The organism is Vibrio cionasavignyae (assembly GCF_050337155.1).
Classification (GTDB): Bacteria; Pseudomonadota; Gammaproteobacteria; order Enterobacterales; family Vibrionaceae; genus Vibrio; species Vibrio nomapromontoriensis.
Map to the genome: position 1 here is coordinate 560633 of NZ_JAKJSR010000009.1, position 11240 is coordinate 571872.

The 11240-nt window shown below is 42.5% G+C and carries 8 protein-coding genes; 4 read left to right on the plus strand and 4 right to left on the minus strand.

Annotation, left to right across the window (positions count from 1 at the left end; genetic code table 11):
* Window positions 1-525: 525 nt before the first annotated feature.
* Window positions 526-1539, minus strand: coding sequence for a helix-turn-helix domain-containing protein (locus L4D74_RS03140; protein WP_428750653.1), 1014 nt, complete (start codon window positions 1537-1539; stop codon window positions 526-528).
* Window positions 1540-1670: 131 nt separating this feature from the next.
* On the opposite strand from L4D74_RS03140, the gene L4D74_RS03145 reads away from it, so the two are divergent.
* Together L4D74_RS03145 and L4D74_RS03150 are read left to right on the plus strand one after the other, a co-directional pair.
* Window positions 1671-2843 (plus strand): Ldh family oxidoreductase, encoded by a 1173-nt coding sequence (locus L4D74_RS03145; protein WP_428750654.1) that lies wholly within the window; start codon window positions 1671-1673, stop codon window positions 2841-2843.
* Window positions 2844-2940: 97 nt separating this feature from the next.
* Complete coding sequence (locus L4D74_RS03150) at window positions 2941-4089, plus strand: alkene reductase (RefSeq protein ID WP_428750655.1); 1149 nt, start codon at window positions 2941-2943, stop codon at window positions 4087-4089.
* A gap of 192 nt (window positions 4090-4281) precedes the next feature.
* Here the strand turns inward: L4D74_RS03150 and ygjK are convergent, their stop codons facing one another.
* Both ygjK and L4D74_RS03160 read right to left on the minus strand, forming a co-directional pair.
* A complete protein-coding gene (gene ygjK, locus L4D74_RS03155; RefSeq protein ID WP_428750656.1) occupies window positions 4282-7083 on the minus strand; it encodes an alpha-glucosidase in 2802 nt (933 codons plus the stop codon).
* A 651-nt stretch (window positions 7084-7734) separates the two neighbouring features.
* Window positions 7735-8100: a hypothetical protein gene (locus L4D74_RS03160; RefSeq protein ID WP_428750657.1), complete on the minus strand. Its 366-nt coding sequence runs from the start codon at window positions 8098-8100 to the stop codon at window positions 7735-7737.
* 245 nt (window positions 8101-8345) lie between these two features.
* Between L4D74_RS03160 and L4D74_RS03165 the strand changes: the two genes are divergently transcribed.
* Window positions 8346-9494 carry a hypothetical protein gene (locus tag L4D74_RS03165; RefSeq protein ID WP_428750658.1) on the plus strand — a complete coding sequence of 383 codons (1149 nt, stop codon included), beginning with the start codon at window positions 8346-8348 and terminating at the stop codon, window positions 9492-9494.
* 355 nt (window positions 9495-9849) lie between these two features.
* Window positions 9850-11010 (plus strand): site-specific integrase, encoded by a 1161-nt coding sequence (locus tag L4D74_RS03170; protein ID WP_428750660.1) that lies wholly within the window; start codon window positions 9850-9852, stop codon window positions 11008-11010.
* Between the two features lie 19 nt (window positions 11011-11029).
* On the opposite strand, the gene L4D74_RS03175 is transcribed toward L4D74_RS03170, so the two are convergent.
* A partial coding sequence (locus L4D74_RS03175) for an ATP-binding protein (protein ID WP_428750662.1) occupies window positions 11030-11240 on the minus strand: 211 nt, incomplete at its 5' end.

Consider the following 11240-nt stretch of genomic DNA (forward strand, 5'->3'; position numbering starts at 1 on the left):
TTTATTAACATTCTATCTTACCTAGTACAACGTAATTTTATATCGCTATATAATTATATACATGACTGAGGTTACATTGCATTATAAATTGTCAATGAACATTACGTGATGATTAAGCCTTTAAGCCTTTAAGCCTTTAAACAATAGCTTAGTACTAACAACCTAATCGCATTCGTGTTCAAGCGCTTCATCATTGATAAAATAAGCCATGATACAGATAGGATAATGACGGGTTGAGTGATGCTTTATCATGGTGAGCTCGCGACAATAGCGCGTTATGCCAACTCACACATTGGCGAGTACTATGTTTATCTACGAAACGAGTACAGATGAAAACGCTTGAAGATCACGCTAGATTAGCCGTTACTCTCCTCTAAAAATTAACTTGCACTGCCTTATAATCCTGCCCCAAAACGTAGCAACAAATAGATAATATCAATGACTTTGATGCATGGGCCGCGGAGTTTTAGAGATCGTATATTTGGCGTCTAGTCAGCTTCTTGAAATTGCTTAACTGACCAGGGCTCAATTCATTGTCCTAAATTGCGAAGGTGTTTTCCCAAACCATGTTTTGAATGCCCGGGTGAAATTAGCGGGATTTTCGTAGTGCAGAAGGTATGCGGCTTCATGAACCGACATTTTAGACATAAGTAAATACTCATAAGCCAGAGTCATTCGCACCTCTAACACTATCTGTCTATAAGTCTTTTGCTGTTGAGCTAGTCTTCTCTTTAGTGAAGCAGTGCTCATGCCTAGATATAGAGCAACTTCTACTTGCGTGGGCAGGCCGCGTCCAATGTTTATCAATAGATATTGATATAGTTTAATGAGTAGATTGTCGGGGGCAGGGTCGGCAGAGGCTAGAATAAGTTGGGATAGCAACTTATTGATATAGTTGTCGGAACTACTTATCTGGCGACCCAAATCCTCTTTTGTTAGATAGATAGCATTTTCATTGCTAGCGAACTCAATGGGGCATATGAGCCTTTCTTGGTAAAACCAAAGATGACGAGGCTCGGGTATCATTAACGTTATCTTGGTGGGAAAAATAGGTTCTTTCGCAATAGTATTAATAAGCCCTAAGCTTCCAAATACCCATTCTTCTACAAGCCAAGGAAAACGACTGCCATTTAAACTGGGCAAAAACCGCAGTACACCTTCTTCGCTTGTCAGTGTTAGATCGTATTTTAGGCCGAAGTCTAACTTAGGGCTAAACTTACAGACTAAGTCCAAACTTTGAGAGAGGCTACGACTACTATAAAGAGCAACGAGGAATAATCCGTAACAGCTAGCGTCTAACTTCTCCCCCAGTAAGCATCCAATCTCACCACATCCTTGCTCTCTTAATTCATCTGCCGCCACCAGATATTTTTCAAAGGTCTGTACGGGAGATTGCGCAGAGTTAATGACGTATTTGTCACGGATTTCGCTGTATATACCTTGTTCATCGGCAACCTGATACAGGCGCTCAAACGCGTGCTTATGATATGGAGAGGAGATTGCTAAATCATGGTATGTGCGAGGCGGGATAAAATTCATAGCTATCATAAACAATCAATTGAGCTTAAATGATAGCACTTTGAGCTTAAATGACAATGCGGTTTGAAGGGAGTTTAATAATATAAACGATAGAAACGGGTAAACAAATAATCTTAGAAGGGGTCGTAGCAATGACTAAAAGTATCAGTCCAACAACATATTTCGATAACGATTATTTTGCATTTGTGGTTTCTGAGGGATGGAAACACATAGGGGCCTCTCAGGCTCATGCAGACGCAGTTGCTAGAAATCTCCTTAAGGCGGGGATGCAAGGTAAGATTTACCAAGGGCTTGGTGTGATTGAAGCGATAACGATCCCTTTGGAAGCTGGCGTACTTGATCCGAAATCAGAACCTGAAGTTGAGTCCGAAGGGCACAATTGGGCGCTGTACGATGGCAAAAAGTCATCCGGTCACTATGTATTAACTATGATGGCCAATACCGCGATCGAGAAAGCGAAAGAGCAGGGTATGGCTATCGTCTTTGGTTACAACCATTGTGATGCTGGTTCATTTTCTTGTTACTCTCAAATGGCTATGGAAAGAGGGATGTTCGCCATGACATCCAATAATTCAGTTCCATTGTCAGCACCTTATGGAGGAATGGATTTTGGTATATCGGTACCGCCATTTGATGCTGCTTGTGTCGGTGGTGAAGAATTACCTATCGTCACCTCAGTTAAGCTATGTGAGGGTTATGATGCAGACATTTCGGATGCGATCTTCAACGATAGAGACCTCCAAGGGCCACTTTTGGTCGACCCTGACACCGGAGAACTTACAGCCGATGCAAGGAAGTGGGGAGAGCTTATCCCAGGCTACGGCAGAATCGCAGATTGTCATGCACCATGGACTTTTTCAAACCCTAGGCTATATGCGCTTAATCTTTGGAATGAAGTGATGACAGCGGTGATTAATCCGAAAGGTGTTATTTGCAGTGACTTACCATCACTTCCTTCGGATTGCTTGAAACCCGGCGCGCCCTGCCCAGTTGGTGGGTCATACATTCTAGTGATCGATCCTAGTCACTTCGGGTCGATTGATGAAGTGAAGCGTAAGAGTGACCGCTTAGTACGAAACATAAAAAACAGCCGCCCAAGAGCTGGATTTGAGGAGGTATTCATTCCTGATGAGTGGGGCCTTAAAGCGATGAAGGAAGGCCGAACTAATCATGAGGTTATGGATACTCATTGGGGCGGATTTAAAGACTTTTTGACTCGCCATGGAACTAGTATTGAAGAAATTAACGCACGTTGGGTAGAACAAGTAGGGACTGAGCGCGCGCAAGAGACTATTCAACTATAACGATTCTTGTTTAAACAGTAGTGGCGTGACAATGCCACTACTGTTCGTATTTTTGTCTTAATCAGCAAACTAACCAAAACTGAAGTAGGTATGCATTATGTATGACTCATTATTCGAGCCTGTTAGATTAGGTGATATTATCCTTGCTAACCGTGTGGTTTTGCCGCCAATGACTCGCTCTCGAGCAAGCCAACCTGGAAATTTACCCAATGAAATGATGGCGAAATATTATGCTCAGCGGGCTAGTGCAGGACTTGTTATAACGGAAGCTGCTCAAGTTGAGCAGCGAGGGCAAGGCTATGCATGGACACCGGGTATTCATAACCAAGATCAACTTGAAGCATGGAAATTGATTACAAAAGCAACGCACGACCAAGGGGGAAAGATCTTTCTTCAACTTTGGCATGTTGGTCGAGTCTCTCATGTAAGCTTTCAACCTAATGGTGAGCCACCCGTTGCCCCTTCGGCAGTAAAAGCCGATTCAGTAAAGGTCTTTATTGAAACCGCCGAAGGTGGAGCTCAGGTTGAACCAAGTCAACCTAGAGCTCTAGAAATAAACGAAATCAAAGAAATTGTGGCCTTTTATCGACAGGCGGCACGCAATGCAATGGATGCTGGTTTTGATGGTGTTGAGATTCACGGCGCAAATGGCTATCTCGTTAATCAATTTATCTCGGAGGTGACCAACCTACGTGAAGACGAATATGGTGGCTGTTTAGAAAATCGATTGAGGTTTCTAAAAGAGATCACAACGGAAGTTGCTGAGGAAATTGGGGCAGAGAAAGTGGGCGTCAGATTTTCTCCTTTATTTGAATCGACGGAAGAGGAGCGTTTGTATCTTGGTTTATTGGAAAGTGACCCTTTTACAACGTACATTAGTGCTGCCAAAATGCTGAATGATATTGGTATTGCATATCTATCAATCGCAGAAGCTGATTGGAATAGCGCACCTGAAATGCCAGAGCCTTTTTGCCAAGCATTACGCGAAACGTTTAAGGGTGTCATCATGTATGCGGGAAAATACACAGGTGATAAAGCATTGAGAATGTTAGAAAAGGGTTATGGTGATATCTTTGGCTTTGGTAAGCCGTTTATTGCCACTCCTGATCTGCCAAGTCGACTGAGAAATAATCAACCAATGAATGAGTTAAATGCCGCACGGATATTTGGTGGCGGGGAAGATGGCTACACGGACTATCCTGAGTTTGAACAAGCCAAGCATATACTAAACACTTGTACTCAATAGCCTTAATTTAACATGGCTTAGTCGACGTCATTGTTAAAAATCTTGTTTGAGCTGTTACTATTTTAGCTATATTCATCATCAATAAAACGCCTGATGTAATCATCAGGCGTTTTATTATCGATAGAGCAAGTTATGTCGTTATAGATAGTTGCTGCACTCTATGTGCCATATTGCTCTTTACTTGGTACAGGACTATTTACCATAGAAGTTTCGATACATCATGTAGGTGTGTGCGGCTGACCAACTAAAGTTAGCTGCGCCTTGTACTTCTCCGGTTTCTGGGTTGTAGTTCTCGCGAATAGCGCCATCGCTGCCAAAGCCTTCGCCATTTTTAAATAAGTCTTCGGCAATACGCACTGCATCGTCGTGGCGTCCGTATTTCTCTAGAGCTTGCAAGCCAAAGTAGAATTGGTCTAGCCAGACACGACCACGCCAGTATATGTCTTTGCCATAGGCTGGGTTATCACGGCTCGCCGTACCAAATGACACCCCTTGACCTTGGAAGGCCGTTGAGTTGTCAAATTTGTCAGCGTCGAGCATAACGTCCATGACTTTATTGGCATTCTCTTGACTTGCGGCACCATTAAATAATGGTGACCAGCCGTCTGGCGCTTGTCCGCGCTCTTTAAGAACTACACCAGCACAGTAAACGTTCTTACCTTGATAAGGTGTGTCTACGCGCTCAAGACTTACCCCATCAATCGGATTGCCAGTACTGTCTAGATAGCGGTTGCCGTCTTTATCTACCAATCTAATGTCATAGTAGAACGATGTACTTGCATCGAACATACACGTGTTGATGTAGTCTTTAATAAAGTTCGCGTGCTCCACAAACTCCTGACCTCGAGCTTTACCTTCTACTCCTTCTGTCACTAGATTAGCCATTTCAGATAAGTACTTATTATCGCTGTACATATAAGAAGCTTGGTCAACGGATTCTTGCAGCATTGAGAAGCCAACTAGAGCGGAATTGCTATTGTGGTTCTCACCAAAACGCACCTGCCAATCTCTACGTGCATCACGTAATTTTGCCATATTGCTTTCGGAAGGGTCGCTATAGATCCAGTTTTTCGCCGAGCCTTGAATGGCATTATTAAACTCATACTTATCCGCTGCATAGCGACCTAGTTGATCATACACAGTGGCTTCGTCTACGGTTGTCACTTCGGGGCGAGAGTTGGTTCTTGCCAAGTCATAGATAAAGCCAAAACGTGCGGCATCATCCATACCCGATTCCCAAGACGTTGCCGTTTGAGAACCGTTGCTATAACCCGTTATAGCAAGCTCTTCATAATTATCGAGTACTTTATTGTAGGAATCGACGCCAATGACTTTATAGCGAATGGATGCGCCGTCCGAGTCTATTTGCTCTAGATTTTCTGCGCCGACTAGAGCCGTTAACTCATCCGTTAACTCAGTCCATACGCGAATATACATATGACCATCGTCAGTATTGTGCGATGGATCGACAGCCGCACCATACTCCGGGACACCATTGGCATTATGGTCACGATTTGATAGCCACCAGTCATGATAGGCCACTAACTTAGGATACATCTCATCAATCCATGCTTGAGCATCATCAGCGCGATCAAACTCATTAACAAGGGAATGATAAACTTCCATGACCGCCCAAGCGGCAAGCGATGGTTTAGTATTACGTTCGTTCCAGTTCATCGACGCATCATTTTGCGCGGCTGACGGAATATCATAAATAGCATCGTAATAGCCCGAATCTATACGGTCTTGAGGTAACGAGTAGTTAATAACATCAAGCAAGTAGCCTTTATCCTGTGGTCTTACAGGATCATCACCTTGAACTTGGAATTGAAATACCGTTCGAATGTTATCCATAGCGACATCAGGATTGAAATGCGCCATGGCGTAAGCGTGTTTCCATGTATCCCATGGCCAGGTGTTGTTGCCGGAGAACCAAACCGCTGTGACGGATGGAGTCACGGTGCTATGTTGCACGACACCGGCGGGTGAACGCCAGTTGCCGTTTAATGTCATCATCGCTTTAACCGCAACGTTACTTTCTACTTTGCTTGCTGAGCGGTTTGCCAGCCCGTGTTTAAGGTATTCGTTCCAACGTGCTTTGGCATCGTTCATCGCCGTTGCGCCTTGATTGAGCAGGTTGGTTACGACCGGCGTTTCATCCGCTGCTTCTGTTGGATTGTGGACATAAGAATAGGCGTTGTAGAACGAAGCGTTTGCATTAGCATTGATGGCAATTTGCCCTTCCGAGCGATAAGTGAAGTCGGTAATGGTTGTGACGGCATTATCAACAGAACGAGCAATGCTGAACTGTGCGTCTTCTTCACTCTTTAGCCCAGACCAAGATGCTGCTTTGTTAAAGGTTAGTGCGACGCCACCGTTTTGGCTCGAGAGGTTTTTGTAGACGGTCGTTGCAGCTAAATCATCACCGAGCGTATCAAAATCACGTAAAAACTCACCAGTCCAAACAAGCTTTAGGTTTTGTGGTTGATTGGTCTTGTTGGTGATAGTGGTCTCGATCAGTGACGTGCGATCGCTACCGAATCGTGTCGTCATCGTAATTTTGTAATCACTATTTTCGATAACTTGATGTAACGCATCTGGCGTAGAATATGAGTTTACTTCAGCGGAGGTTAAATTAATTTCTTGAGCCGTATTAATATCTATTAGAGTCAGCTTATCAAAGTTCTCATTGGTAATATAACTAGAGTACTCCTGATCCACGATCATAATACCACCAGCTGAACCTACTGCATTATCAGTGCTTGGTAATAAATGACCATGCCATGCCCCAAAATCAGTAAAAGCGTTATATTGTAAATTACTTTGGGCATCACGGTCTTTCATGAGCTCCGGGTTACCGACACGATTTAATACATCAACAAAATGACTCACGTCTGTAGAAGGGGGCGTTTCAGTCGACTCAGAGTTAGAACTATTGCAACCGGAAAGGGCGATAGTTGTTCCCACAAGAATAGCTAAGATAGTTTTTTTCATCTTTTATTTCACTTTTGTAGTAATTATAACTATTTAATATAGGGGTTTGCAGAGCAAACTCCTGTGTAGGGGGTGTTTGTTGATAGTACTGTTTGGAGGCATTCACTCAATGAATGTCGTTGGTTTTTTTGTGGTTATGGGTAAAGATTACTTTTGTTGCATTAGAGTGCTTGACAATTAATCGAACAATCGTTTGCTTTTTAATAAAAACTAGATGGGAAGTGTCAATATTTCCGAAATATTATGATGGTAATTTCGATAAACAAATAAAACTAATCGTAATGACAAATTTAAATAATGATTTAATTTAATATCTGGAATGCTAAATAAGTAACAGAATGTAAATTGAGAATAATGATTATGCGGGCTGATTAGAAAGTGACGAAATTGTAATGTTAAACCGGTCGCTATAAAGGCGAAGTAAGAACTAATATCTTGCCCAAATAAATGGGTCAGATGCTCTGACATCACCAACACTAAACATACCACCGACGTAAAACTGACGGTCAGCGATTTAGTATTTAGGCTTATACAAAGTCACTACGTTTCGGGAGGAGAACGAATGAGAGGTGGCTTGTGATGGCACGGTGACGTATTGCTTGATACCCGATTTGTTCAAAGCCAAAGCGATCTGTGTCCCTTTAGTATTCTTTAGTACGGGCTTTCAATAAAATATTGGTAGTCTAAATAGGCTCGACGAACGTTTGTTGGAATTGGCGTTTCATAGACTCGCGCATCATCAATTTTTGCCATAGACCAGCCTTGAAAAATCGGCAGTTCATAGCAAATCACATCGTGTTCTTTTTGACGAGACAATAATTGGTGCCGGAGATTCTGCACATGATACCAAGGAGAACTTTTCCCGCGAAAATGATTGAGGATAGGGTATTGAATGAGGAAAATCTCACAGCACACTAGCTGAGCAAGCATACAATCAACGCTCGCTCGCTGATCTTCGGGGTAGAAGTGCAGCACTTTTTTGAGCTCGCGATTGCAATCTTGAATAATGCTCGGCAAACACACCTCCTCAACCCAAGTGACAGCCAACGGCAGAAACAACGATTCGTTTTTGTTGCTAAGTTATATTGACTGATTTCAGCGTAGCAGTGATTGACGGAAATATGAAACTTACTCTTTTGAAGTACGCTTTTGGTGTGTGTGCCTTTATTACACATTTTTTTAATAGGTTCACATACGCTTTCCCTAACCTTTAAGCCTGTAGTAGCATATATTCATCTTTGATTAGCTAATGGATTTATTAGATGAAGGAACTTTTAAGTGCGCTAACACAGGCTACAGTGAATAGACTCAAGTCTCCAATACTTGGATCGTTCATACTTGCTTGGCTAGTAGTGAATCATAAAGCGATTCTGACCTTCATCTTTTCAGATTCTGCGGGGAAAATTTCTCAACTATCGGATTCTGCACCTTTTTGGACTACTGATCCCGTCTGGTACCTCTCCCCTGTCATAATGCAGCTTGCTTACCCATCCCTTTTAGCTATTGCCTATACATTTTGTCTTCCATGGGTGCAGCATCACCTCGACTGTAGAAAGCATAAGTTTATCGATGAGAAAAGAGCTCAAGCGCATTATGGTCGCCTGCAGACTCTGTATACATGCCAAGGTGACGTTGCAAAAGCTCAAGCAAGTTCAAGTTTAGAGTATTGGCGAGAAAAGCTTAATAGAGACTTGGGGGATTGGGAAACTCAAAGGTCTGAATATGAGGCTCGTCTAGCGAACATGACCTCTGAATTGGAAAAGGCAACTGCTTCTTTGGGGGAACTTAGAGAGGAGAAAGACTCTGTGCTGAGTGATTTCCAAGATTCTAAAAATAAGAATAATCAATTAGAGGCTCACAGAGATTTACTATTGCAAGAAAAAGAACAGTTCAAATCCACCCTGACTAACCAACAGGAACAGCTCCTAAGCTATCGAACGATAGCAGAAGAATTAACAGAAAAAGACGGAGAGATAGAGCAAATGCGGTTAAATCATACTGCTTTGGAAGATTCCCTAATTACTGCATATAATGGCTATACTGAATTAAGAAATAAAGCTGCTAAAGCATTGAAACAAATACTTGTGGGGTACTCTGTAATCGATGAAGGGGCGATAGCTAATGCTATGAAAAGTTTTAATGCTACTTTAAATGAGAATAATGCGGATTGGAGACTACATAAAATAGTGGTCGCCAACATCAAAAACAGAAGAGAAGATAAAGAATCTCATCCTAATGTGAAAATAACCAAATCCCACGGTGATCTTGGTGAAAGTTTTTTAAACATGGATGATAAATCTCTGATAGAAACATTTAAGACTCACAGCGTTCCACAGCAAAAATTGAGAGACAATGGGGTCTATGTGCAAGAAACCCTTATGCCAGACGATGAACAGAAGTCATTGTTCTGAGTTTATCCACTTGCTATCAATTTGGGTGTCTTTCAAGACTATAACGTATCCGCCCCGTGGGTGCATGGGGCGGATACTGAGTATTAAGCGGTAAATGTCCTAGCTCAATTTTAAGCTAAGGCGTTGATTTATATGGCGCTCCCGACAGGATTCGAACCTGTGACCTGCCCCTTAGGAGTCAAAATTATAATTGTTCGCTTAAAATACTTCCATGAACGAGATTGAACAATAAATCATTTAAATACAGTGACTTAGGTTGATGTGGTTTGTTCATTCTTGTTGTTCCTTAGCTACGGGTTTACAATGAGTATGCTACATATTTGCTACACAAGGAATGAGGGCAGAGGGAAGGTCGATGGCAATAAGGAAGAAAATCACCGTTAGCTCAATCAAAAATTTGCGGATTGAAGACGAGCGAATCAACGATACCGAAATAGCTGGTTTTCATGCACGCATTTCCAAAAAAGGTGTAATCAAGTACTACTTCTACTACCGGTTAGAAGGGAAGCAGCGAAACTACCTAATAGGTTCTTCTAATGCACTGACCCCCATACAAGCGAGAGATCTCGCGAAAGAAGCCGCTGGTCAAGTGGCTGGTGGCAACGATATACAAAGCATTAAAAAAGAGAACCAGAGACAAGGTAAGCGAGACAACCTCAAACTGCGAACGTACCTTGATCGAATCTATTATCCTTACTTAGAAAGTTTGAATCCAAAAACGGCTGACCGTGCATTTAAAGCGCTTAAATCTAGCTTTGCAGACCTCCTTGACCGCAATTTGGCCGATATCACGGCTTGGGACTTGCAAAAATGGGTCTCTGAGAAACGAAAAGCAAAGCGTGCCCCCGCGACAATCCGTTATTCGATTGGTAGGCTCAAGGCTGCTTTCAATCGAGCTGTTGAGTGGGACTTACTCGATGGGCATGATCTCGGAAAAGTAAAAGTGCCTAACGTTGACAATACAGTTGTTCGTTATTTATCTAGAGCTGAAGAAAGTGCTCTACTTGAAGCAATCCAGCAGCGGGATCAGCGTATTCGGGACGAACGAACCTCTGCAAACAAATTTCGAAAAGAGCGCAGTTATCCTCTTTACCCAACTTTTGACGGTGTTAGGTTTGTTGACTACTTCGAGCCATTGATTGTCACCGCAATGAATACAGGATTGCGTAAAGGTGAGTTACTTTCTCTCACTTGGGGTGATGTGTTTTTTGATGAGCGTTATTTAGTCGTTAGAGCGTCTAACGCTAAATCAAAGAAGACTCGAAATGTTCCTTTAAACGATACAGCTTTTAATGCGCTTAAGCAGTGGCGATCGCAGACACCAAAAACTCGAGTCGTATTTATTTCAAGTAAATACGACGAAGATACCGCTGTTACGGATATAAAAAAGCCATGGGAGAAGCTACTCGCAGAGGCCAAAATTCAGAACTTTCGCTTTCATGATTTACGTCATCATTTTGCTAGTGTCAACGCCAGTTTAAAATTGACCCACTTATCGACGTTATCGCCGAAGTAAAACTGACCCACCCACGTAATTAACTTCTACTTTCAGATAGATTTTCTAGTACAGTTGGTATGGTTCCAGCCGCCTTTTTTCCTCGTAATCGATAGCTTTCTCCGCTGATTTGTACGATGTGTGAGTGATGAAGAAGCCTATCCAGTAATGCCGCCGTTAGTGTTGTATCGTCAGCGAACGCATTCGACCATTGAGAGAACGGCAAGTTACTGGTTACGATAATGCTGCCT

What these genes read in the sequence shown, in the direction of transcription:
- ygjK (WP_428750656.1), bottom strand. Translation starts at nt 7,083, where the DNA reads ATGAAAAAAACTATCTTAGCTATTCTTGTGGGAACAACTATCGCCCTT.
- L4D74_RS03170 (WP_428750660.1), top strand. Translation starts at nt 9,850, where the DNA reads ATGGCAATAAGGAAGAAAATCACCGTTAGCTCAATCAAAAATTTGCGG.
- L4D74_RS03140 (WP_428750653.1), bottom strand. Translation starts at nt 1,539, where the DNA reads ATGAATTTTATCCCGCCTCGCACATACCATGATTTAGCAATCTCCTCT.
- L4D74_RS03145 (WP_428750654.1), top strand. Translation starts at nt 1,671, where the DNA reads ATGACTAAAAGTATCAGTCCAACAACATATTTCGATAACGATTATTTT.
- L4D74_RS03150 (WP_428750655.1), top strand. Translation starts at nt 2,941, where the DNA reads ATGTATGACTCATTATTCGAGCCTGTTAGATTAGGTGATATTATCCTT.
- L4D74_RS03165 (WP_428750658.1), top strand. Translation starts at nt 8,346, where the DNA reads ATGAAGGAACTTTTAAGTGCGCTAACACAGGCTACAGTGAATAGACTC.